The organism is Mycobacterium colombiense (assembly GCF_003284935.1).
Classification (GTDB): domain Bacteria; phylum Actinomycetota; class Actinomycetes; order Mycobacteriales; family Mycobacteriaceae; genus Mycobacterium; species Mycobacterium arosiense_A.
This window is the reverse complement of record NZ_QMEV01000074.1, coordinates 1-23,100: the sequence shown is the minus strand read 5'-3', so window position 1 is coordinate 23,100 and position 23,100 is coordinate 1. Positions and strand designations below refer to the sequence as shown.

The 23,100-nt window shown below is 68.1% G+C and carries 24 protein-coding genes and 1 tRNA gene; 19 read left to right on the top strand and 6 right to left on the bottom strand.

Going from position 1 to position 23,100, the window contains the following annotated elements:
* From DQP57_RS22730 to xerD, 10 genes are all read left to right on the top strand, one after another.
* The coding region (locus tag DQP57_RS22730; RefSeq protein WP_165821879.1) for an HAD hydrolase-like protein at nucleotides 1–413 on the top strand (413 nt) is incomplete at its 5' end.
* A 23-nt stretch (nucleotides 414–436) separates the two neighbouring features.
* Nucleotides 437–622 (top strand): hypothetical protein, encoded by a 186-nt coding sequence (locus tag DQP57_RS22725; protein ID WP_066989244.1) that lies wholly within the window; start codon nucleotides 437–439, stop codon nucleotides 620–622.
* Nucleotides 623–630: 8 nt separating this feature from the next.
* On the top strand, nucleotides 631–1,440 hold the full coding sequence (locus tag DQP57_RS22720) for a TlyA family RNA methyltransferase (protein ID WP_112634886.1): 810 nt from the start codon (nucleotides 631–633) through the stop codon (nucleotides 1,438–1,440).
* Nucleotides 1,437–2,366, top strand: coding sequence for an NAD kinase (locus tag DQP57_RS22715; RefSeq protein WP_112634885.1), 930 nt, complete (start codon nucleotides 1,437–1,439; stop codon nucleotides 2,364–2,366). Before DQP57_RS22720 ends, DQP57_RS22715 begins: the two co-directional genes overlap by 4 nt.
* Before the next feature lie 25 nt (nucleotides 2,367–2,391).
* On the top strand, nucleotides 2,392–4,155 hold the full coding sequence (gene recN / locus DQP57_RS22710; protein ID WP_112634884.1) for a DNA repair protein RecN: 1,764 nt from the start codon (nucleotides 2,392–2,394) through the stop codon (nucleotides 4,153–4,155).
* A gap of 113 nt (nucleotides 4,156–4,268) precedes the next feature.
* Nucleotides 4,269–5,450 carry a putative cytokinetic ring protein SteA gene (gene steA / locus DQP57_RS22705; RefSeq protein ID WP_112634883.1) on the top strand — a complete coding sequence of 394 codons (1,182 nt, stop codon included), beginning with the start codon at nucleotides 4,269–4,271 and terminating at the stop codon, nucleotides 5,448–5,450.
* Nucleotides 5,450–6,394, top strand: a complete 945-nt coding sequence (locus DQP57_RS22700; RefSeq protein WP_112634882.1) for a copper transporter — start codon at nucleotides 5,450–5,452, stop codon at nucleotides 6,392–6,394. Before steA ends, DQP57_RS22700 begins: the two co-directional genes overlap by 1 nt.
* 122 nt (nucleotides 6,395–6,516) lie before the next feature.
* On the top strand, nucleotides 6,517–8,268 hold the full coding sequence (locus tag DQP57_RS22695) for a CTP synthase (RefSeq protein ID WP_112634881.1): 1,752 nt from the start codon (nucleotides 6,517–6,519) through the stop codon (nucleotides 8,266–8,268).
* The gene (locus tag DQP57_RS22690; protein ID WP_112634880.1) at nucleotides 8,261–8,884 is read left to right on the top strand and encodes an NUDIX domain-containing protein; all 624 of its coding nucleotides are present in this window, start codon (nucleotides 8,261–8,263) and stop codon (nucleotides 8,882–8,884) included. The genes DQP57_RS22695 and DQP57_RS22690 overlap by 8 nt, the downstream gene beginning before the upstream one ends.
* Nucleotides 8,881–9,822, top strand: a complete 942-nt coding sequence (xerD, locus tag DQP57_RS22685; protein ID WP_112634879.1) for a site-specific tyrosine recombinase XerD — start codon at nucleotides 8,881–8,883, stop codon at nucleotides 9,820–9,822. Before DQP57_RS22690 ends, xerD begins: the two co-directional genes overlap by 4 nt.
* Nucleotides 9,823–9,841: 19 nt before the next feature.
* Here xerD and DQP57_RS22680 read toward each other — a convergent pair whose 3' ends face one another.
* Nucleotides 9,842–10,594: an O-methyltransferase gene (locus DQP57_RS22680; RefSeq protein WP_112634878.1), complete on the bottom strand. Its 753-nt coding sequence runs from the start codon at nucleotides 10,592–10,594 to the stop codon at nucleotides 9,842–9,844.
* Nucleotides 10,595–10,810: 216 nt separating this feature from the next.
* Between DQP57_RS22680 and DQP57_RS22675 the strand changes: the two genes are divergently transcribed.
* The 7 genes from DQP57_RS22675 (at nucleotide 10,811) to DQP57_RS22645 (ending at nucleotide 16,253) form a co-directional block, all read left to right on the top strand.
* Nucleotides 10,811–11,674, top strand: coding sequence for a ParA family protein (locus DQP57_RS22675; RefSeq protein ID WP_066872253.1), 864 nt, complete (start codon nucleotides 10,811–10,813; stop codon nucleotides 11,672–11,674).
* Nucleotides 11,671–12,486, top strand: coding sequence for a segregation/condensation protein A (locus tag DQP57_RS22670; RefSeq protein ID WP_112634877.1), 816 nt, complete (start codon nucleotides 11,671–11,673; stop codon nucleotides 12,484–12,486). Before DQP57_RS22675 ends, DQP57_RS22670 begins: the two co-directional genes overlap by 4 nt.
* A 1-nt stretch (nucleotide 12,487) precedes the next feature.
* Nucleotides 12,488–13,195: an SMC-Scp complex subunit ScpB gene (scpB, locus tag DQP57_RS22665; protein ID WP_112634876.1), complete on the top strand. Its 708-nt coding sequence runs from the start codon at nucleotides 12,488–12,490 to the stop codon at nucleotides 13,193–13,195.
* Nucleotides 13,195–13,938 carry a pseudouridine synthase gene (locus tag DQP57_RS22660; RefSeq protein WP_112634875.1) on the top strand — a complete coding sequence of 248 codons (744 nt, stop codon included), beginning with the start codon at nucleotides 13,195–13,197 and terminating at the stop codon, nucleotides 13,936–13,938. Before scpB ends, DQP57_RS22660 begins: the two co-directional genes overlap by 1 nt.
* Nucleotides 13,935–14,606 (top strand): (d)CMP kinase, encoded by a 672-nt coding sequence (cmk, locus tag DQP57_RS22655; protein WP_112634874.1) that lies wholly within the window; start codon nucleotides 13,935–13,937, stop codon nucleotides 14,604–14,606. The genes DQP57_RS22660 and cmk overlap by 4 nt, the downstream gene beginning before the upstream one ends.
* The gene (der, locus tag DQP57_RS22650; RefSeq protein ID WP_112634887.1) at nucleotides 14,603–16,003 is read left to right on the top strand and encodes a ribosome biogenesis GTPase Der; all 1,401 of its coding nucleotides are present in this window, start codon (nucleotides 14,603–14,605) and stop codon (nucleotides 16,001–16,003) included. The genes cmk and der overlap by 4 nt, the downstream gene beginning before the upstream one ends.
* A gap of 176 nt (nucleotides 16,004–16,179) precedes the next feature.
* Nucleotides 16,180–16,253: transfer RNA gene (locus DQP57_RS22645), tRNA-Pro, on the top strand.
* Between the two features lie 40 nt (nucleotides 16,254–16,293).
* Here DQP57_RS22645 and DQP57_RS22640 read toward each other — a convergent pair.
* The 3 genes from DQP57_RS22640 to DQP57_RS22630 all read right to left on the bottom strand — a co-directional run bounded on the left by DQP57_RS22640 (nucleotide 16,294) and on the right by DQP57_RS22630 (nucleotide 18,347).
* Nucleotides 16,294–17,499, bottom strand: coding sequence for a tyrosine-type recombinase/integrase (locus tag DQP57_RS22640; RefSeq protein ID WP_033720053.1), 1,206 nt, complete (start codon nucleotides 17,497–17,499; stop codon nucleotides 16,294–16,296).
* A complete protein-coding gene (locus DQP57_RS22635) occupies nucleotides 17,499–17,708 on the bottom strand; it encodes a helix-turn-helix transcriptional regulator (RefSeq protein ID WP_008257535.1) in 210 nt (69 codons plus the stop codon). The genes DQP57_RS22640 and DQP57_RS22635 overlap by 1 nt, the downstream gene beginning before the upstream one ends.
* Before the next feature lie 204 nt (nucleotides 17,709–17,912).
* The gene (locus DQP57_RS22630) at nucleotides 17,913–18,347 is read right to left on the bottom strand and encodes a hypothetical protein (RefSeq protein ID WP_008257533.1); all 435 of its coding nucleotides are present in this window, start codon (nucleotides 18,345–18,347) and stop codon (nucleotides 17,913–17,915) included.
* A 1,364-nt stretch (nucleotides 18,348–19,711) separates the two neighbouring features.
* On the opposite strand from DQP57_RS22630, the gene DQP57_RS22615 reads away from it, so the two are divergent.
* Complete coding sequence (locus DQP57_RS22615) at nucleotides 19,712–20,005, top strand: hypothetical protein (protein WP_129560197.1); 294 nt, start codon at nucleotides 19,712–19,714, stop codon at nucleotides 20,003–20,005.
* Between the two features lie 562 nt (nucleotides 20,006–20,567).
* Nucleotides 20,568–20,846, top strand: a complete 279-nt coding sequence (locus tag DQP57_RS22610; protein ID WP_036428947.1) for a helix-turn-helix domain-containing protein — start codon at nucleotides 20,568–20,570, stop codon at nucleotides 20,844–20,846.
* Nucleotides 20,847–21,314: 468 nt separating this feature from the next.
* Here the strand turns inward: DQP57_RS22610 and DQP57_RS22605 are convergent, their stop codons facing one another.
* Nucleotides 21,315–22,670 carry an AAA family ATPase gene (locus DQP57_RS22605; protein WP_014942264.1) on the bottom strand — a complete coding sequence of 452 codons (1,356 nt, stop codon included), beginning with the start codon at nucleotides 22,668–22,670 and terminating at the stop codon, nucleotides 21,315–21,317.
* A 77-nt stretch (nucleotides 22,671–22,747) separates the two neighbouring features.
* Nucleotides 22,748–22,945, bottom strand: a complete 198-nt coding sequence (locus DQP57_RS22600; protein ID WP_008257522.1) for a hypothetical protein — start codon at nucleotides 22,943–22,945, stop codon at nucleotides 22,748–22,750.
* Between the last annotated feature and the right edge of the window lie 155 nt (nucleotides 22,946–23,100).

Here is a 23,100-nt window from a genome sequence, read left to right as displayed (position 1 = left end):
CCCCCCTGGTGGTCGGCGACCGCCTCGACACCGACATCGAGGGCGCCAACGCCGCCGAGCTGCCCAGCCTGATGGTGCTCACCGGGGTCAATTCCGCGCGGGACGCGGTGTACGCCAAGCCCGCCCAGCGCCCCACCTACATCGGCCACGACCTGCGCTCGCTGCACACCGACGGCGAGCGGCTCAAGGTCGGGCCGCAGCCGGGCTGGCGCGTCGACGTCGCCGACGCTGCGATCACCGTCCGCGGGGACGGGTCGGACGACGGCGACGGCCTGGCGATCGTCCGTGCGGTGGCCGGGGCGGTGTACGCGCGCCCGGACTCCGGCGCCGGTTCCGGGGACGTGCGCATCGAGGCCGGCGACGACCACGCCCGCGCCGCGCTGGAGCGCTGGTCTTTGGTGCGCGCCGACTGACGGGTGACTAGCGTAGGTACGCGATGACTATCGATCCCGATCAGATTCGCGCTGAAATCGACGCCCTGCTCGCCCGGTTGCCCCAGCCCGGCGACGGAGAAGACCCCGAGAAGGTGCCGTCGCTCGACGAGCTCGAGGAGATCGCCCGCCGCCTGTCCGAGGCGCACGACGTGCTGCTGGCCGCGCTGGAGTCGGCGGAGAAGGGCTGAGTGCGCGGATGTCTCGACGCGCCCGCGTTGACGCCGAGCTGGTCCGGCGCGGCCTGGCCCGGTCACGTCAGCAGGCCGCGGAGTTGATCGGGGCGGGCAAGGTGAGCATCGACGGGATGCCGGCGCGCAAGCCGGGCACCGCCGTCGCCGTCACCGCGGCCCTGACCGTCGCCGAGGACGGCGAGCGCGGCTGGGTCTCGCGCGGGGCGCACAAACTCATCGGGGCCCTGGACGCCTTCGGGATCCCGGTCGCCGGCCGGCGCTGCCTGGACGCCGGCGCGTCGACGGGCGGCTTCACCGAGGTGTTGCTCGATCGCGGGGCCGGCGAAGTGGTCGCCGTCGACGTGGGCTACGGCCAGCTGGCGTGGTCGCTGCGCAGCGACGCGCGGGTGGTCGTCGTCGAGCGGACCAACGTCCGCGACCTGGTGCCCGAGGCGATCGGCGGGCCGGTGGACCTGGTGGTCGCCGACCTGTCGTTCATCTCGCTGTCCACGGTATTGCCGGCGCTGGCTGGATGTGCCGCACCGAACGCGGATATCGTTCCCATGGTGAAGCCGCAGTTTGAAGTGGGCAAGGGCCTGGTCGGTGCCGGGGGTGTGGTGCACGACCCCCTACTGCGCGCCGACGCCGTGCTGACGGTCGCCCGCCGCGCGGGCGAGCTGGGTTGGCACACCGTCGATGTCACCGCCAGCCCGCTGCCGGGGCCGTCGGGCAACGTCGAGTATTTTCTGCGGCTGCGCGCCCAGACCCATCGCCCGCTCGCCGGCGAGGAGCTGGTGGCGGCGGTGCAGCGCGCGGTGGAAAGCGGGCCACAGTGAACGAAGACGCGCCGCGCACCGTCTTGATGGTGGTCCACACCGGCCGCGACGAGGCCACCGAGACCGCCCGGCGCGTGCAAAAAGTGTTGGGCGACAACGGGATCGGGCTTCGGGTGTTGTCCGCCGAGGCCGTCGACAAGGGGCCGCTGCACCTGGCCCCCGACGACATGCGCGCGCTGGGGATCGAAATCGAGGTGGTCAACGCCGACCCCCAGGCCGCCGAGGGCTGTGAACTGGTGTTGGCGCTGGGCGGCGACGGCACGTTCCTGCGGGCCGCCGAGCTGGCGCGCAACGCCAACATTCCGGTGCTGGGCATCAACCTGGGCCGCATCGGCTTTCTGGCCGAGGCCGAGGCCGAAGCCATCGACCGGGTGCTGGATCACGTTGTCGCACAAGACTATCGAGTGGAGAACCGCTTAACGCTCGACGTGATCGTGCGCCACGCCGGCGACGTCTCCGTGCACGGTTGGGCGCTCAACGAGGTCAGCCTGGAGAAGGGTCCGCGGCTGGGCGTGCTGGGGGTGGTCCTCGAGATCGACGGGCGCCCGGTCTCGGCATTCGGCTGCGACGGTGTGCTGGTGTCGACGCCCACCGGGTCCACCGCCTATGCGTTCTCCGCCGGCGGGCCGGTGCTGTGGCCGGACCTCGAGGCAATCCTGGTGGTACCCAACAACGCTCACGCGCTGTTCGGCCGGCCCATGGTCACCAGCCCGGACGCCACCATCGCGATCGAGATCGAGGCCGACGGGCATGACGCCCTGGTGTTCTGCGACGGCCGGCGTGAAATGTTGATCCCCGCGGGCAGCCGGCTGGAGGTAAAGCGTTGCGACACACCGGTGAAATGGGCCCGGCTGGACAGCGCCCCCTTCACCGACCGGTTGGTGCGCAAATTCCGGTTGCCGGTGACCGGGTGGCGCGGGAACTGACCGCCCCGACACAGGTGCTGACTGAATGCTGACCGAAATCCGCATCGAGTCACTCGGTGCCATCAGCGCCGCGGTCGGTGAGTTCGACCGCGGCTTGACCGTCCTGACCGGCGAGACCGGTACTGGCAAGACCATGGTGGTGACCGGGCTGCACCTGCTCGGCGGGGCCCGCGCGGACGCGACCAGGGTGCGCTCCGGCGCCGATCGTGCCGTCGTCGAAGGTCGTTTCACCACAACCGATCTCGACGAAGCCGTGGTGGTGCGGCTGGACGAGATGCTGGACGCCTCGGGCGCCGAACGCGACGAGGACGGCAGCGTGATCGCGCTGCGCTCGGTCAGCCGCGACGGGCCGTCGCGGGCCTATCTGGGCGGCCGCAGTGTGCCGGCGAAGTCGCTGGGCGACTTCACCGCCGGGCTGCTGACCCTGCACGGGCAGAACGACCAGCTGCGCCTGATGCGGCCCGAGGAGCAATGCGGAGCGCTGGACCGGTTCGCGAAGGCCGGCCCCGCGCTGGAGCGCTACTGCAAGCTGCGCGACGCCTGGCTCTCCGCGCGCCGCGACCTCCTCGACCGCCGCAACCGGATGCGCGAGCTCGCGCTGGAGGCCGACCGGCTGAACTTCGCGCTGGGCGAGATCGACGCCGTGGACCCGCAACCCGGCGAGGACGACGCCCTGGTCGCCGAGATCCTGCGGCTCTCCGAACTGGACACCCTGCGCGAAGCCGCGGCCGTCGCCCGCGCGGCCCTGTCCTCGGACGAGGCTGACGGGTCGGGCTTCAGCGCCACCGACAGCCTCGGAAGGGCAAGGGCCGCACTGGAATCCACGGGCGACGCCAAGCTGGTGGCGCTGGCCGGTCAGATCGGTGAGGTGCTGACCGTCGTCGTCGACGCCGCCGGCGAGCTGGGTGGCTTCCTCGACGAGCTGCCGGTCGATGCCAGCGCGCTGGAATCCAAACTGGCCCGGCAGGCCGAATTGCGCACGTTGACGCGCAAGTATGCCGCGGACATCGACGGGGTGCTCGCCTGGGCCGGCGAGGCGCGGCAGCGGCTGGCCCAACTCGACGTCTCGGAGGAGGGGCTGGCCGCGCTCGCGGCACGCGTCGACGAGCTCGCCCGCGGATTGGCCGGGGCGGCGGTCGATCTCAGCGCCGTCCGGCGCAAGGCCGCCAAGCGGCTGGCCAAGGAGGTCACCGCCGAACTGGCCGGGCTGGCGATGGCCGACGCGCAATTCAGCATCGACGTCGCCGTCGACGCGGTGCCGGACGCCGCGTCGTCCGCCGACGACGCGGCCACGCTCAGGCTGCCGTCGGGCGAGCTGGTCCGGGCCGGCGCCGACGGCGTCGACCGGGTCGAGTTCGGCTTCGCCGCGCATCGCGGAATGGACCAGCTGCCGCTGGCCAAGAGCGCCTCCGGTGGCGAGCTGTCCCGGGTGATGCTGGCCCTGGAAGTCGTGCTGGCCGCCTCCGCGGCCGGCACCACCATGGTGTTCGACGAGGTCGACGCCGGCGTGGGCGGGCGGGCGGCGGTGCAGATCGGGCGGCGGCTGGCGCGGTTGGCGCGCACCCACCAGGTCATCGTCGTCACGCACCTACCGCAGGTCGCGGCGTACGCCGACGTGCACTTGGTGGTCCATGGCGCCGGGCCGAAGGGGACCAGCGTGGTGCGGCGGGTCGCCGACGACGAGCGGGTGGCCGAGCTGGCGCGCATGCTGGCCGGGCTGGGCGAATCCGACAGCGGCCGCGCGCACGCCCGCGAACTGCTCGAGGCGGCGCAGAAGGATGAGATCTAACCGTCCGGAACACGTAATACAGATGTGACTCGTGGGACTCTAGATAACTTATGAGGCTGGTGTTACGGCGCGCCTCCCGTCCTCTCCGAGCCTTCGCGGACAGAATCGCCCCCATGAAGATGTCAGGCCTGCTCTCCCGTAACCCCGCCCGGCCGGGCCTCGTCGGCACCGCCCGCGTTGACCGGAACATCGACCGACTGCTGCGTAGGGTGTGCCCCGGCGACATCGTCGTGCTCGACGTCCTGGACTTGGACCGCATCACGGCGGACGCGCTGGTGGAAGCCGATATCGCCGCGGTCGTCAACGCCTCCCCGTCGGTCTCGGGCCGCTACCCGAACATGGGACCCGAGGTGCTGGTCAACAACGGGGTGACGCTGATCGACGAGGCCGGCCCCGACATCTTCAAGAAGGTCAAGGACGGCGCCAAGATCCGCCTGCACGAGGGCGGGGTGTACGCCGGTGACCGCAGGCTGGTCCGTGGCACCGAGCGCACCGATCACGACATCGCCGACCTGATGCGCGAGGCCAAGAGCGGGCTGTCCGCGCACCTGGAGGCGTTCGCGGGCAACACCATCGAGTTCATCAAGAGCGAGAGCCCGCTGCTGATCGACGGCATCGGCATCCCTGATGTCGACGTCGACCTGCGCCGCCGGCACGTGGTGATCGTCGCCGACGAACCCAGCGCCGAAGAGGACCTGAAGTCGCTCAAGCCGTTCATCAAGGAGTATCAGCCGGCGCTGATCGGTGTCGGCAGCGGCGCCGACGTCCTGCGCAAGGCGGGCTACCGCCCCCAGGTGATCGTCGGCGACCCCGACCAGATCAGCACCGACGCGCTGAAGTGCGGCGCCCAGGTGGTGCTGCCCGCCGACGCCGACGGGCACGCGCCCGGCCTGGAACGCATCCAGGATCTCGGCGTCGGGGCGATGACCTTCCCGGCCGCGGGCTCCGCGATCGACCTGGCGCTGCTGCTGGCCGATCACCACGGCGCCGCGCTGCTGGTGACGGCGGGCCACACCGCCAACATCGAGACGTTCTTCGACCGCACCCGCGCGCACAGCAACCCGTCGACCTTCCTGACCCGGCTGCGGGTGGGGGAGAAGGTGGTGGACGCCAAGGCCGTGGCCACGCTGTACCGCAACCACATCTCGGCGGGCGCGATCGCGCTGCTGGCGCTGACCATGCTGATCGCCGTCATCGTCGCCCTGTGGGTGTCGCGCACCGACGGCGTGGTGCTGCACTGGGTCACCGACTACTGGAACCACTTCTGCGCGATGGTGCAGAAGTGGGTCACCTAATGATCTCCTTGCGTCAACACGCCCTGTCGCTGGCCGCGGTCTTCCTCGCGCTGGCCGTGGGCGTGGTGCTGGGATCCGGCTTCCTGTCGGACACCCTGCTGTCCAGCCTGCGTGACGAGAAGCGGGACCTGACCACGCAGATCAGCGGGCTGAACGACCAGAAGAACGTGCTGAACGAAAAGCTCAGCGCGGCAAACAATTTCGACACCCAACTGGCCGGGCGGATGGTGCATGACGCGTTGGGCGGCAAGTCGGTGGTGGTGTTCCGCACCCCGGACGCCCAGGACGACGATGTGGCCGCGGTGTCGAAGTTCATCGCTCAGGCCGGCGGGACGGTGACCGGGACGGTGTCGCTGACGAGCGAGTTCGTCGAGGCCAACTCGGCGGAGAAACTGCAGACGGTGGTGAACTCGTCGGTGCTGCCGGCCGGGCAGCAGCTGAGCACCAAGCTCGTCGACCAGGGATCGCAGGCGGGCGACCTGATGGGCATCGCCCTGCTGGCCAACGCCAACCCGGCGGTGCCGGCCGTGGACGACGTTGCGCGCAACACCGTGCTGGCCGCGCTGCGCGACACCGGCTTCATCACCTATCAGGCGACCGACCACATGGGCGCGGCCAATGCCGCGCTGGTCGTCACCGGCGGGCCGCTGCCCCAGGACGCCGGCAACAAGGGCGTCAGCGTGGCGCGGTTCTCAGCCGCGTTGGCCCCGCACGGCTCGGGCACCCTGTTGGCCGGGCGCGACGGCTCGGCGACCGGCGGCGCCGCCGTCGCCGTGACCCGCGCCGACGCCGGGATGAACTCGGCCGTCAGCACCGTCGACAACGTCGACGCCGCGCCCGGTCGCATCACCGCGGTGCTGGGCCTGCACGACCTGCTGGGCGGCGGTCACCCCGGGCAGTACGGCACCGGTCACGGGGCGACCTCGATCACGGTGCCTCAGTAGCGGGCGTGTTAGCCGCGGCACAGCGCGGTGGATGTTAGGGTGGATTTCCGTGGGTCGGCAGGCCCATCTAGTTATTCGCTAGAACAATTTTGACGCCCTGCCCGTCTTCACGGAGGTCGCCTGTGCGAAAGCACCCGCAATCCGCCACCAAGCACCTCTTCGTCAGCGGGGGCGTCGCATCCTCGTTGGGTAAGGGCTTGACCGCCAGCAGCCTTGGCCAGCTCCTGACGGCCCGCGGGTTGTACGTGACGATGCAAAAGCTCGATCCGTACCTCAACGTCGACCCGGGCACCATGAACCCGTTCCAGCACGGCGAGGTCTTCGTCACCGAGGACGGCGCCGAAACCGACCTCGACGTCGGGCATTACGAGCGGTTCCTGGACCGCGATCTGTCCGGTTCGGCGAATGTCACTACCGGCCAGGTGTATTCGACGGTCATCGCCAAGGAGCGCCGCGGCGAATACCTCGGCGACACCGTCCAGGTGATTCCGCACATCACCGACGAGATCAAAGGGCGCATCATGTCGATGGCCCAGCCCGACGCCGACGGCAACCGCCCCGACGTGGTGATCACCGAGATCGGCGGCACCGTGGGCGACATCGAGTCGCAGCCCTTCCTGGAGGCCGCGCGGCAGGTTCGTCACGACGTCGGCCGGGAGAACGTCTTCTTCCTGCACGTCTCGCTGGTGCCCTACCTGGCCCCGTCGGGCGAACTCAAGACCAAGCCCACCCAGCACTCGGTGGCCGCGCTGCGCAGCATCGGTATCACCCCCGACGCGCTGATCCTGCGCTGCGACCGTCCCGTCCCCGAGGCGCTGAAGAACAAGATCGCGCTGATGTGTGACGTCGACATCGACGGCGTCATCTCCACCCCGGACGCGCCGTCGATCTACGACATCCCCAAGGTGCTGCACCGCGAGGAGCTCGACGCCTACGTGGTGCGCCGGCTCAGCCTGCCGTTCCGCGACGTCGACTGGACCGAATGGGACGACCTGTTGCGCCGAGTGCACGAGCCGCACGAGACGGTGCGAATCGCGTTGGTGGGCAAGTACGTTGACCTGTCCGACGCCTACCTGTCGGTCACCGAGGCGCTGCGCGCCGGCGGGTTCTCCCACCACGCCAAGGTGGAGCTGCTGTGGGTGCCCTCCGATGACTGCGAGAGCGGAGCCGCCGCCGCGGCGGCGCTGGGTGACGTGCACGGCGTGCTGATTCCCGGCGGGTTCGGCATCCGTGGCATCGAGGGCAAGATCGGCGCCATCCGTTACGCGCGCACCCGGGGGCTGCCGGTGCTGGGCCTGTGCCTCGGCCTGCAATGCATCGTGATCGAGGCCGCCCGGTCCGCCGGCCTGACCGAGGCGAGCTCGGCCGAATTCGACCCCGAGACACCCGATCCCGTCATCTCCACGATGGCCGACCAGGTCGACATCGTCGCCGGCGAGGCCGACCTGGGCGGCACCATGCGACTAGGCGCCTATCCGGCCGTGCTGGAACCGGATTCCATTGTGGCCCAAGCGTATGGCGCCACCGAGGTGTCCGAGCGGCACCGGCACCGCTACGAGGTCAACAACGCCTACCGCGACAAGATCGCCGAGAGCGGCCTGAAGTTCTCCGGCACCTCGCCGGACGGCCACCTGGTGGAGTTCGTCGAATACCCGCCGGACGTGCACCCGTTCATCGTCGGCACCCAGGCGCACCCGGAGCTGAAGAGCCGGCCCACCCGGCCGCACCCGCTGTTCGTCGCCTTCGTCGGTGCGGCCATCGACTACAAGGCGGGCGAGCTGCTCCCCGTGGAAATCCCGGAGCAGTCGTCGAACGGCACCCAGCACCGGGACAGCGCTGCGCGGCCGATACCTGAGCCCGCGACCCGTGGCTGAACACAACTTCGAAACGGCGTCGTCCGAAACGCTGTACACCGGAAAGATTTTCGCGCTGCGCAGCGACCGGGTGCGGATGCCCGGCGGCGAGGTCGTGACCCGGGAAATCGTCGAGCATTTCGGGGCGGTCGCCGTGGTCGCGATGGACGAGAACGGCAACATTCCGATGGTCTACCAATACCGGCACGCCTTCGGGCGGCGGCTGTGGGAATTGCCCGCCGGGCTGCTCGATGTCCATGGCGAGGCGGCCCACCTCACCGCCGCTCGCGAGCTGATGGAAGAGGCGGGGCTCAAGGCCGAGGCCTGGAACGTCCTCGTCGACCTCGACTCCACACCGGGCTTCAGCGATGAGTCGGTGCGCGTCTATCTGGCCACCGGCCTGACTCGGGTCGACCGGCCCGAGGCGCATCACGAGGAAGCCGACATGACAGTGGAGTGGTATTCGCTGGCCGAGGCCGTCCACAAGGTGCTCGCCGGTGAGATCGTCAATGCCATTGCGGTGGCCGGGATTCTGGCCGCGCACGCGGTCACCGAAGGGTCTGCGCGGCCGCGTCCGGTGGACAGCCCCTGGCAGGACAAGCCGACGGCGTTCGCCGCGCGCAAGGCCGCGCAATGACGACGGTGGCGCTGGACAGCCAATTGCAGGGCTACCTTGACCACCTCACGATCGAGCGCGGCGTCGCCGCCAACACGTTGAGCTCGTACAGCCGCGACCTTCGCCGCTACACAAAACACCTGTCGGACCGCGGAATTCACGACCTGGCCAAGGTGGGCGAGAACGACGTGAGCGAATTCCTGGTGGCGCTGCGCCGCGGCGACCCCGACACCGGCGCCGCCGCGCTGTCCGCGGTGTCGGCGGCGCGGGCGCTGATCGCGGTGCGCGGCCTGCATCGGTTCGCCGCCGCCGAGGGATTGGCCGAACTCGACGTGGCGCGCGCGGTCCGCCCGCCCACCCCGGGTCGCCGGCTGCCCAAAAGCCTGAGCCTCGACCAGGTGCTGGCGCTGCTGGAGGCCGCGGGCGGCGAGAGCCCCGCCGACGGCCCGCTGACACTGCGCAACCGGGCGCTGCTGGAACTGCTGTACTCCACCGGCGCACGGATCTCCGAGGCCGTCGGCCTCGACGTCGACGACGTCGACACCCACGCCCGCTCGGTGTTGCTGCGCGGCAAGGGCGGCAAGCAACGGCTGGTGCCGATCGGGCGGCCGGCCGTGGCGGCGCTGGACGCCTATCTGGTGCGGGGCCGTTCGGAGCTGGCGCGTCGTGGGCGCGGGACGCCGGGCATCTTCCTCAACGTGCGCGGCGGGCGGCTGTCGCGGCAGAGCGCGTGGCAGGTCCTGCAGGACGCGGCCGAGCGGGCCGGGATCACCTCGGGGGTGTCACCGCACATGCTGCGGCATTCCTTCGCCACCCACCTGTTGGAGGGCGGCGCGGACGTGCGCGTCGTGCAGGAGCTGCTGGGCCACGCGTCGGTGACGACGACGCAGATCTACACCATGGTCACGGTGCACGCCCTGCGCGAGGTGTGGGCCGAAGCCCATCCCCGGGCCCAATAGCGTTGTCGCACAGGGTCGCTCAGCCCAGGTAGTCGGACTCGAGCACCACATCAGAAACCAGCGACTGGTATTCCAGGTGCGCCTTGTGCTCGACGGTGTTGAACCGCTGGCCCTGCTGCTGGCGCATGTATTCGCGGTACTTCGGCGCGCCGGGCACCCGCACATTGTCGGCGACCACGATCGAACCCGGATGCAACCAACCGCGATCCAGGATGCTGGTCAGGTCGTCCAGGTAGGCATCCTTGTCGTGGTCGAGGAAGACGAAATCCAGTGCGCCGGGGGCGAACCCATGCTCGTTGGCCAGCGCATCGAGGGTGCGCCCGCCGTCGCCGATGGTGCCGACCACGCACGTCACCCGGTCGGCGACCCCGGCGTGCGCCCAGATCTGGCGGGCGTTCGCCGCGTTGGCCTCGGCGAGTTCGACCGAGAACACCTTGGCCTTGGGGGCGGCCCGCGCGATGCGCAAGGCCCCGTAGCCGACGTAGGTGCCAAGTTCGAGCGCGAGCGCCGGATCGGCGCGGCGCACCGCGGCGTCGAGCAGCTGGCCCTTTTCGTCGCCGACGTTGATCAGCAGCGATTTGTCGTAGGCGAACTTGTCGATGGTGGCCAGCACGTCGTCGATGTCACCGGCCCGGGCGTTACGCAGGACGTACTCGACGGCGGCCGCCTCGCGCCCGTCACCGATCTGGCCGGTGATGGTGATGTTGCGATTCCCGGCCGCCATGCGCCAGACCGACCACCGCAGCAGAGGTATCCGTCGCTTCAGGTTCATAGCCGCCACCCTAGGCCGGTCGCGGTGCCCGGCCGGGGCCGCGTCGACGCCCCGAGAATTGGTGCTGATGTGACTGAAGTGAATAGGCTGTCGGGATGTGCGTTCCACCACCGATTTTTGCCCATATTGGCTGGTTAATTGCCTGCGGGTCGCCGGGTTTCGCGCGTCGAACCCGTTAGACTTTCCGACGATGTTCACTTCCCGAACACCCCCGCCATGACCGAGCAGCCGGACAACGGCGTCGAGCTCGGTCTGACCGGGCGGCCGCCGCGGGCGATCCCGGAGCCACAGCCGCGCACCTCGCACGGCCCGGCCAAAGTCGTCGCCATGTGCAACCAGAAGGGTGGCGTCGGGAAGACCACGTCCACCATCAACCTGGGCGCCGCGCTCGCCGAATACGGCCGCCGGGTGCTGCTGGTGGACATGGATCCGCAGGGCGCGCTGTCCGCGGGCCTGGGCGTCCCGCACTACGAGCTGGACAAGACCATCCACAACGTCCTCGTCGAGCCGCGGGTGTCCATCGACGACGTCCTGCTGCAAACCCGGGTCAAGCACATGGACCTGGTGCCCAGCAACATCGACCTGTCGGCCGCCGAGATCCAGCTGGTCAACGAGGTCGGCCGCGAGCAGACCTTGGGCCGCGCGCTGCACCCGGTGCTCGACCGCTACGACTACGTGCTGATCGACTGCCAGCCGTCGCTGGGCCTGCTCACCGTCAACGGCCTGGCCTGCGCGGACGGCGTGGTGATCCCCACCGAGTGCGAGTACTTCTCGCTGCGCGGGCTGGCGCTGCTGACCGACACCGTCGACAAGGTGCGCGACCGGCTCAACCCGAAGCTCGAAATCAGCGGGATCCTGCTCACCCGGTACGACCCCCGGACGGTCAACTCGCGCGAGGTGATGGCCCGCGTGGTGGAGCGCTTCGGCGACCTGGTGTTCGACACCGTCATCACCCGGACCGTCCGATTCCCGGAGACCAGCGTCGCCGGCGAACCCATCACCACGTGGGCCCCGCGCTCCACCGGCGCGATCGCCTATCGCGCGCTGGCCCGCGAATTCATCGACCGATTCGGCGCGTGAACGCGACCGCAACCGGTGAGGCGCCACAGCAGAACGGCTTTCAGGTCCGCCTGACCAATTTCGAGGGCCCGTTCGACCTGCTGCTGCAGCTGATCTTCGCCCATCGCCTCGACGTGACCGAGGTGGCGCTGCACCAGGTCACCGACGACTTCATCGCCTACACCCGCGAAATCGGCCCGCAGCTCGAGCTGGAGGAGACGACCGCGTTCCTGGTGGTCGCCGCGACCCTGCTGGACCTCAAGGCGGCCCGGTTGCTGCCGGCCGGGCAGGTCGACGACGACGAAGACCTCGCGCTGCTGGAGGTGCGCGACCTGCTGTTCGCCCGGCTGCTGCAGTACCGGGCGTTCAAGCACGTCGCCGAGATGTTCGCCGAGCTCGAGGCCACGGCGCTGCGCAGTTATCCGCGCTCGGTGTCGCTAGAGGACCGGTTCACCGACCTGCTGCCCGAGGTGATGATCGGCGTCGACGCCGAACGCTTCGCCCAGATCGCCGCGATCGCGTTCAGCCCGCGGCCCGTCCCGACGGTGTCCGTCGGGCACCTGCACCAGGTGCAGGTCTCGGTTCCCGAGCAGGCCAGGAAGCTGCTGGCCATCCTGGAAGCGCGGGGCAGCGGCGCGTGGGCGACGTTCTCGGAGCTGGTCGCCGATTGTGAGGCGTCGATGGAGGTGGTCGGGCGCTTCCTGGCGCTGCTCGAACTGTATCGGTCGCGGACGGTAGCATTCGACCAGTCAGAGCCGCTTGGCGTGCTCCAAATCTCGTGGACCGGGGAACGTCCGGTCGGTGAAGCCTCGGTAGAAGTGCGGGACGAATAAGTTGAGTGAAAACGGGTCGGACGTCGATATCGACACGGGTCTCGACGCGGGCATCCCGGACATCGCCGAGGTCGCGCCGATGGACTCCGAGGAACTCGGCTCGGTGCTCGAGGCGCTGCTGCTGGTGGTGGACACCCCGGTCACGGCGGAGGCGCTGGCGTCGGCCACCCAGCAGCCGGTGTACCGGATCGCCACCAAGCTGCAGGAGATGGCCGAGCAACTCACCGTGCGCGACAGCGGCATCGACCTGCGCCAAAACAGCGAGGGCTGGCGGATGTACACCCGCGCCCGCTTCGCGCCCTATGTCGAGAAGCTGCTGCTGGACGGCGCGCGGTCCAAGCTCACCCGTGCCGCGCTGGAGACGCTGGCCGTGGTCGCCTACCGCCAGCCCGTGACCCGTGCGCGGGTGAGCGCGGTGCGCGGCGTCAACGTCGACGCCGTGATGCGCACGCTGCTGGCGCGCGGCCTGATCACCGAGGCCGGGGCCGACGAGGACACCGGCGCGGTGACGTTCGCCACCACCGACCTGTTCTTGGAGCGCCTCGGGTTGACGTCGCTGGCCGACCTTCCGGACATCGCCCCGCTGCTGCCCGACGTCGACACGATCGAGGACCTCAGCGAATCCCTGGACAGCGAGCCACGTTTCATCAAACTGTCGGGCGGCCAGTCGCCCGATCAGGCGCTCACCTTTGACGTGGACCAGGATTGATGCACGAGGCTGAGGGGATCCGGCTGCAGAAAGTGTTGTCGCAGGCCGGAATCGCGTCGCGGCGGGCCGCGGAGAAGTTGATCATCGACGGCCGCGTCGAGGTCGACGGGCAGGTGGTGACCGAACTGGGCACCCGCGTCGACCCGGACTCCTCGGTGATCCGCGTCGACGGCGCCCGGGTGGTGCTCGACGACTCGCAGGTGTATCTCGCGCTGAACAAGCCGCGCGGCGTGCACTCGACCATGTCCGACGACCGCGGCCGCCCGTGCATCGGCGACCTGGTCGAACGCAAGGTCCGCGGCAACAAGAACCTGTTTCACGTCGGGCGGTTGGACGCCGACACCGAAGGGCTGATCCTGCTGACCAACGACGGCGAGCTCGCGCACCGGCTGATGCATCCGTCCCACGAGGTGCCCAAGACGTATCTGGCCACGGTCACCGGGTCGGTGCCGCGGGGGCTGGGCAAGAAGCTGCGCGCCGGCATCGAGCTGGACGACGGGGTGGCCACGGTCGACGAGTTCGCCGTGGTGGACGCCATTCCCGGCAAGACGCTGGTGCGGGTGACGCTGCACGAGGGGCGCAACCGCATCGTGCGCCGGCTGCTGGCGGCCGCGGGATTCCCGGTGGAGTCGTTGGTGCGCACCGACATCGGTCCGGTCTCGCTGGGAAAGCAGCGGCCGGGCACCTTCCGGGCGCTGGCCCATCACGAGATCGGCCAGCTGTACAAGGCGGTGGGCCTGTGAATGACGTGGTGGTGGCCATCGACGGACCGGCGGGCACCGGGAAGTCCTCAGTGGCAAGGGGATTGGCTCGGGCGCTCGGCGCCCGCTACCTCGACACCGGGGCGATGTACCGGATGGTGACGCTGGCGGTGCTTCGCGCCGGTGTCGACCCGGCCGACGCGGACGCGGTCGGGCGGATCGGGTCGACGGCGCAGCTATTGGTGGACGGGGATCGGTGTTTGCTTGCCGGAGAGGACGTTTCCACCGAGATTCGCGGGGATGTCGTCACCGGGGCCGTCTCGGCCGTGTCGGCGGTTCCCGCGGTGCGCGCCCGGCTCGTCGAGCTGCAGCGCGAGATGGCCGCCGGCCCAGGCGATGTCGTGGTCGAGGGCCGCGACATCGGCACCGTCGTCCTGCCCGCCGCGCCCGTCAAGATCTTCCTGACCGCGTCGGCCGAGACCCGGGCGCGGCGGCGCAACGATCAGAACGTCGCGGCCGGACTGGCCGACGACTACGAGGCCGTGCTCGCCGACGTCCGCCGCCGCGACCACGTGGATTCCACGCGGGCGGTGTCACCGCTGCGGGCCGCCACGGACGCACTGGTCGTCGACACCAGCGACATGACCGAGGCCCAGGTGATCTCGCACCTGCGGGACCTGGTCAAGCAGCGAAGCGGAGCGGTGTGGTGAGTCAAGACGGCACATGGAGCGACGAAAGCGACTGGGATTCAGTCGATTTCGACCTGGAAGACCAGGAGGAGGCCGGTCCGGCGCCCGTGGTGGCGGTGGTCGGCCGGCCCAACGTCGGCAAGTCGACACTGGTCAACCGGATCCTGGGGCGGCGCGAAGCGGTGGTGCAGGACATCCCGGGCGTCACCCGCGACCGGGTGTCCTACGACGCGCTGTGGACCGGGCGCCGGTTCGTGGTGCAGGACACCGGGGGATGGGAGCCCGACGCCAAGGGTCTGCAGCAGCTGGTGGCCGACCAGGCCTCGGTCGCGATGCGCACCGCCGATGCGGTGATCCTGGTCGTCGACGCCGTCGTCGGCGCCACCACGGCCGACGAGGCCGCCGCCCGGATCCTGCTGCGGTCGGGCAAGCCGGTCTTCCTGGCGGCCAACAAGGTTGACAGCGACAAGGTCGAGGCCGACGCCGCGATGCTGTGGTCGCTGGGGCTCGGTGAGCCGCACGCGATCAGCGCCATACACGGCCGCGGAGTCGCGGATTTGCTCGACGCGGTGCTGGCGGCGCTGCCCGCGGTGTCCGAGGTGGCGCCCACGTCCGGCGGTCCGCGGCGCGTGGCGTTGGTGGGCAAGCCCAACGTGGGCAAGAGCTCGCTGCTGAACAAGCTGGCCGGCGATCAGCGCTCGGTCGTGCACGACGTCGCCGGAACGACCGTGGATCCGGTGGACTCGCTGATCGAGCTGGGCGACAAGGTGTGGCGGTTCGTCGACACCGCGGGCCTGCGGCGCAAGGTCGGCCAGGCCAGCGGGCACGAGTTCTACGCCTCGGTGCGCACGCACTCGGCCATCGACGCGGCCGAGGTGGTGATCGTGCTGATCGACGGGTCGGACCCGCTGACCGAGCAGGACCAGCGGGTGTTGTCGATGGTCATCGAGGCCGGCCGCGCCCTGGTGCTGGCCTTCAACAAGTGGGACCTGGTCGACGAGGACCGCCGCGAGCTGCTGGAGCGCGAGATCGACCGTGAATTGGTGCAGCTGCGGTGGGCGCCGCGGGTCAACATCTCCGCCAAGACCGGCCGGGCGTTGCAGAAGCTGGTCCCCGCGATGGAGACCGCGCTGGCGTCGTGGGATGCGCGGATTCCGACCGGCCCGCTCAATTCGTGGCTCAAAGAGGTGGTGGCGGCCACGCCGCCCCCGGTGCGTGGCGGCAAGCAGCCGCGCATCCTGTTCGCCACCCAGGCCACCGCCCGGCCGCCGACGTTCGTGCTGTTCACCACCGGGTTTCTGGAGTCCGGGTACCGGCGTTTTCTGGAGCGCCGGCTGCGCGAAACCTTCGGGTTCGAGGGGTCGCCGATCCGGATCAACGTGCGGGTGCGCGAAAAGCGGGGGGCCCGGCGGCGCTGAGGTTCTCGGGAGGGTTCCGGGTCTGGCCTCTCCCGGGACCACATGGTGAATCGCGAATCCGCTAGCGGCGGCGCTAGCACGTTCGGGAAGCGCGTCGTGGATCGGAGGTCGCTTGGCGGGGCGGCCGCCCGGTTACGGTAGGCTTTCGACCTGCTGCCGGTGCACGCACCGGCGCGCGGGCTGTGGCGCAGTTTGGTAGCGCACTTGACTGGGGGTCAAGTGGTCGCAGGTTCAAATCCTGTCAGCCCGACTAGACAGAATATGCCCTGGCCTGCGGTGACGCGATTAGGTCAGGATGAGATGACGCGGAGTTGGGGACCATTTGGGGACCACAAGTGCCGCTCAAGCAGGTCGCCCGCCTTGATGACGGATTGCCGGTCGGGGTGCAGATAGCGCTGGGTCGTTGTCAGCGCTCCGTGACCGGCGATCTTGCGGAGGATGTGTACCGGGACACCTGCATCGGCCATCCACGTCAGTCCCGTATGCCGTAAGCCATGGCGCGTGAGCTTTTCGTAGCCGAGCTGGGTGACCACGGCGTCCCAAGAGGTTGCGTCGCGCAGCGTGGCTGTGGTGATCCTTCCGCCCCTGGGGCCGACGAAGAGCCGCGCATCGGGGTTGCTTGCGACGACGTCCATCCGTCGCTGGACGAGTTCGCGGACAGCCGGGATCAACGGGACTTCGCGCGCACGTTTGCCCTTAGTGTTCTTGTCCACCAAGCCACCCGGCGATGGGGTGGTCTGACGGCGTACCGTCCATATCCACTCGTGGGTGTTGATGTCGCGCACCAGGCATCCGGCCACTTCGCCGATGCGGGCGGCCGTGCACGCCTCGAAGATGACTGCGTCACCCCAACCCCGATAACGGCCCGCCGACCGGGCGACGAGTGCATCGGCGAGGGTGGTGAGGGCAGTCCAGTTCGGGAGCGCAAGTGCCCGTGGATCGTCGAGTTCGTCCTCGGCGAGCTTGTATTGGCGTTGCCAACCGGAGACTCGAGCCGGATTGCGGTCAATGATGCCGTCTCGCAGCGCTTGTTCCATGATGCGGACGAGCACGGCGAGGCTGTTCTTGACAGTTGATCGACTGCATTCGTCCGCGATCCACGCGTGCACAGCTCGATCCACTGCACCGTTGGTGACCATGGCAATGGGCAGGTGCCCAAGCGTCGGGACAACGCGTTTGCGCCAGCCGGCCAGGTAGGGATCGGTGGTCTTGGACTCAAGCCCCCGCAGCGCCAATGCCATGTTCGTGGTGCCGTATTCCGCCAGCGTCGTCGTGGCCGTCTTCGGGTCGACCCCGTGCGCCGCGGCGCGTTCCATCCGGGCGGCCCAGTCGATTGCCGCTTCACGCGTTGCAAAGGACGCGGATTTCGAGGTCCGGCCCTTGGTGGCCGGATCGATCCACCGGACCCGAGCGCGGAAGGGAGCAGCCCGGCTGGGGCGCTCCTCGATGTCAACTGATAACGAAACGCCAAGTGGAAGTGTCAGTTCTTCGGCCATCACGCGACCTCGCCGGGGTCAACATGCCGACTAGACAACCAGGCCTCGACATCGTTGGAGTTATACATGTACACCCGGTCCGAAACGCGTACGAAGGCCGGGCCTTTGGGCGGATGCGACGTACGCCAGCGTCGAATGGTGGATGCGTCGACGTGGAGCAGCTCGGCAAGTTCGGCTGAGCTGTACCAGTGCCCGTCTAGCAAGGCCATCGTGCTGCGTTCCCTTCCCGCATCGGCCGGCGCGAGCTTTCGGGCGCCAGTGTCGTGCGGTACCTCGTTTCTAAAGGCTAGAGCCGGCGGTGGCGTTACGCGACGGTCGGCCGTAACGAGAATTGGCGCATGTTCCCGCGCTCACCGGTTCGGTCGGCCGTCGTGCGCCGCCGCTCCACTCCGGCTCGGTGTGTGGCCGCCGGCTTAGTAGCGACCTTTGCGGGCCGCGCGTTCTACTGCGCGGCGCTGCTGGCGGCTGAGCATGACGTCGTGCTGGCCAGCTTGGTGCAGTGGGTAAGCGGCGCTCGCCACGACAGACTCCAATTCCGCCACGCGGATTCGCAATCGCCGCAACTCCTCAGACTCACGGCGCAGGCGGGCCAGTTCCTGGTCGCGCTGATCGGCAGCGTCGACGTCAAGGCGGAGACGCTTGCGGAGCGTCTCGATCTCGTCGCGGGCCTGCCGGTACGACGGATCCTCCGACAGGACCCGGTGGAGATCTACCGAGGCCGCGAACTGCTCCATCGCGGACCGCAACTCGTCGCCGATGTCGCCCGACGCGTGCCGGTGCACAAGGGATTGCAGGAGGGTTTTGCATTGGTAGTCCGAGCTAAGAAACAGGCGCGCCAAGGTCTCCATGGAGGGCAGCGGTAGGCGCGCATCAGGGTCGGGGCGGTGCGCGCGAGGCACCTCGACGACACGCACCGCCGCGCCGGAATCAAGGGCTGCGATGCGCTCCGCGGATGCTCGCCGCCGGCAACGCGCGGAGCACCACAAAGGCCGTCGACCTGGCCCCTTATCGGGTACTTCGAAAGACGTACCGCAGCGCGGGCACACCCGTTCCGAAACCGTTCTTGCCTCCAAGACCACTGCGTCAACGCCCCTTACCACGCTGCTCCTCGAAAACGTCTGGACGAAATGTTATCAATACGAGACCTTAGTGCAAGAGGTGTGATGTTCGGCGCATAGTGAAAATTAGCAGCGCTAAATTCCAAGTAAGTGCGCCCGAGCGCACGGGTCATTTGCAGGGCAAAGAGCGTTTAGCCGGTTGACCGCCAGGAGCGGTTGAATGTGAACCGAAATAATTGGGGCGCGGATGGCTGCGCGAAGGCGCGGTGATGGTTCTTACCGGCGCGCGGCGCTTCCGCGAACCGATGGTCCTCCGTCGTGCGACCTCGAAAAACCGCGCGTCGGGTTATCCCACCACGCTCGAGGCGGCGGAGCGGCTCTGGCACGGACACGACACAGGGCACGCGGAGACGAACGGCCTTCTCGCCCTTCGTTTCGGCCGTCGACGAGGTCTACACCGAGAACGTCAATTGCGGGAAGCACACGTCGAAATGAGGCTGGTCCGCAGCGAGCCAGTCGTCGCTGACGATTCCGTGCACCACTGACAGCGGCACAGGGTCCATCGCAACTAAGGCTCGCGCTAACGCTTGCTCCATCAGCGGCAGACTACCGAGGGCCTCGGGCCCGAACGCGGGTACCGCGTGTGCCAACACGCGGTCCGCGACACGTGGAAGCCTCAACTCGCACCCGCCCGGTTTCTTGGCCGGTGAAACGCGAGGTCGGGTGTCACGATGTACGAGTGGCAGGGGAGCGGCGCGCAGTGGCGGCTTTTCCGAGCTAACGCGCCACCCTGGCGGTGGTCCCGAACAATGATGGCGGCATGTTGGCGCGAGATGGCGACGGCTGGCGGGACTGTGGTCGTGATTGGCTCGCGGAGCGGCGCAGAGTGCGGAGCGGGCAGCGGAACACCTAGCGGCTCCAGCCCCGGACCGAACGAAGGCTTGAATATCGCCCGGCATGCTGACCCACTGGGGGAGTCGTCGGCCGGCGCAGCGGGGTCCGAGCGCCTTGCCGACCGTGGGCGATGCGTCGTTTCCGGTTCTGGAAACGCTGCCGGAGAAGGCCGCCAATCGAAGCGCGCCCTACTAGTAGTACATTCGGCTCCGGAAAGGGTTGCTCCCGTGCTTGTACGGATCGCTTCAGGAAGGCGCGTTATGAGTGGTTCCAAACGGGGGCGACGTAGCGGCTCCGAGCGCCGACGTCTGACTGAGACGGTTGTCGTTCGCCTTGCACCGGCTGAAAAGAAGATCTTGGAAGAAGCGGCGGCGCGGATGGGCATTAGCATCGTCCGCCTCGTGCGCGAGTCCATCAACGGTCATATCCGCGAGCCGGTGCTGGCGACTGGCGAACGGAATGGACCACCGAACATCAAGAAGAGTGAGCGGGGTTCAGCAACCGCTGACAGTGCCTACGCCGAAGAGGTGGTTGTGCCGCTGGGACAGGACTGACGTACTCGCTGCCTCAGTGAGGCTCTTACATGCACTGGGCAGGCGAATGCCCAATTTCGGCGCCAGCATGATTTCCAGCGGCCAGCACCTCGGTCGGGCAGTATCGTGATGCGCACGAATACATCCCGGCCTGGCGGCACTTTGGCTGCATACGTGCCATGACCGACCGGCGTCTCCCTCCTCCTGAAATTGATCAAGCGTCATCGCATCAATCGCAGTGGGATCGGCACCCATTGGTTGCGCAAATGTTCGGATGCCCCCAACGCCGATTCCAGCTACCAGTTTCGTCGAGGTAGCAGATCGACTCCGTGAGCCGGTCAAGGGCATCAACGCTCAACGCCGGCAACCGAGTTGGCCCGATGCGGTAATGCAACGAGTAGCCCGTGCCTCCAGCCATGAGCTGAGCGCCTCACCCTCGGGTGGCCATGAGTTTGAAGTCGGATGGAAAAAGTACGGATAGACCCGATTGATGTCGGTCGGGGCTAAAAGACGCAAAGGCTGGCGGCGGAATGCACTACTAGTAGGGCAGACAGTTGAGCGCTGACGCCGATTACTTGAGAGCGTGCCCACGCGCCCGAGCCAAAACAGTCCGGAGCGGGTCGCCCAGTGGGAACGCTGGCGATCCGTCGTGGGCCACAACATCCGCGAGTTACGGATCCAGCAAGGGATGACTCAAGAGGCGCTTGCATTGCGGTCGGGCGTTACACGCAATGTCCTCATCGATGTTGAGCACGGCCGCCGCGGATTGCTCTATGAGCGCCTTTTCGACATCGCCGAGGCCCTGCAAGTTCCGGTAAACGAGCTATTGGTTGCGCGTGCGCGGCGCCGAAACAAGCGCTAAGCAGGTGTTTTGACGCAACCAGCGGTCTGTTTGGCGCAGGGCCGATGTAACGTCCGGTTCTCCTCGAAAGGCGCCGGTACGTTCGTCAGGCCCTGGGAGGGCAGGCGGGTGCGTCGATTACTTTGGTCGTCCTGCGCGGTCGGTTCCAACCCGAACGCCGACTCTTCGGAACAGCCACACCCAGGGCACTCTCGATCGTACTACTAGTAGTGCTACATCACATCCGTTGCTCGAACGAAAGCGCTTGCGATCACGTTATTCGGATCGCCTTGGCCGCCAATCTGCGACGCCAATCCGATTTACGATTTACGGCGCGTCGCGTCGGTTGACAAGAACATGACCGCGCAGGAGTTCAGCCATCGTTTCCCAATCGACCAAGTCTTCCAGCCCTAGCTGCGCTGATCCGTGCGCTTCTGCGAGTCCGCGGCGCCGATCAGTGACTGGTTGAGCCTAGGACTGCGCTGTTGGTCACAGGTAGTTGCCCTGGGGTAGTTCGGGTTTGAAGCGGCCGGACCGGATGGTGGCCAGGAGCGCGGTGTCGCTGACCGTCCCGGTGGCTAGGACGGTACGCCGAACGATTTCGCGGATGTCGGCGCCGTTGGTTTCGGCGTTGAAGTGGGCGGCGACTTGGCTGGCATCAATGGATTCGGCTCCGGGAATGCCCCGCAGGTAGGTGGTCAGGATCTGTGCGGCCGCCTCGCTTGTGGGATAACCGATCTCGATGATCGAGTCGAATCGTGCGGTCCGGATCGCCGCCGCGTCCAACGCCGCGACGTCGTTTGTGGAAGCCAGCGTCAAGATCGGCGCTGAGGGGTCTGTGTCCATGACAGCCAAGAACTCCGAGAGAGGACGAACCTCGCCGTGGTGGCGGCGATTGCCGACGATGAGGTCGATGTCCTCGAGCACGATCACGGTGGGCCCTAGTGCACGGGCCTCTTTGTACACGGCGGACAGCACTGATTTGCCGGCGCGGGCGTCGACATTGATCACGGTGAACGGCCCGACGAGTTCGGCGGCGATGGTTTGCGAGATCGCGGTCTTGCCGACGCCCGGCGGCCCGGCGAGCAGGATTCCGCGGCGTACTCCCAGCCCCAACTGGGTCATCAACTGCCGGTGGGTGGTCAACGCGGCGATATTGAGGTCGATCTCTTCCCATACCGACTCGGGCACAACCACGTTCGTGCGGCTAAGGGTTGGGATGTCCGTGACCTCAAGAACCAGGCCGTTGTTCTCGGATGCGGTCAACGCTCGGCCACGGTAGAGGTTTTTGGCGCCATCGGCGTCGGTCATGATCGCCTCGATCACGGCGACGGCATGACCGCGATCAGCAGGGGTGGTGTAGACCTGCAGCCGTGGCGTATCGGAATACAGCGTCGATGAACTTAGCCGGACCACGACGGGCGCGGGGGCGAGCTGGCCGGCGGTGAAGAACGCCGACAGCCGCGCAGGCGGCGCAAGGTGTTTGTCGCCAATCTCGATGTGCGCCCAGGTCGGTGGCTCATCGTCGTCGCTGGGCCCGATCGGGGGATCGAAGCGGTCGATCAACGCGGCCAGCGCCAACCCGGCCGCGACGTGTCCGATCGAGGACAGCCGCCGTGACTCACATACCAGATCCGACCCCGATCGGCCCAACATCGCATGCAGAAACCCCGCGAGGGTGACTTGCGTGGTTACCGACCCCGTCAAAATTTGGCCGACTAACTGCACTGCCCGCCGAACCGACGAATCCTCACCGGCCAACACCGCGGCTAGGGCTGATGGCTCAACGTCGGACATGCTCAGCAGTATGCCCGCACCTACCGACAGCACCGCAGGACCGGCCATCGCTGACACCTTTGGCCCGCGTGAAATAGCGGGCGCAATAGGGTCGCCGACCGTTTTCCGGCGGCGACCGGTAACAACTAGCTGCCCGGCGAGCCTTGCTGGATCACCTTGGGAACCGGTAGGCCATCTCGACGTAGGTCGCCGGGGAAGCACGGCGATGTTGCGACGATGGTCGGTGGATAGTCGGGAGGATATGCCGCCTTGATTTGTATGTGGTATCCGTCCGGGAAGTAACCGAATTGGTTGGGTTTTTCGAAGCCGTCGCGCTCGATCACCGTGATGCCCCAGCTTCGCCAAAGCTCTCCGGCGTGTGCGATGAGATCTGCCCCTTCACGCCGGCGGGCCCGATCACTTTGGCGAACAACGAAAATTCGGTGGGGCCGGGGCCGGTGTAGTTGGCATCGCAGCCGAAGTTGCTGCCGCCGATGGT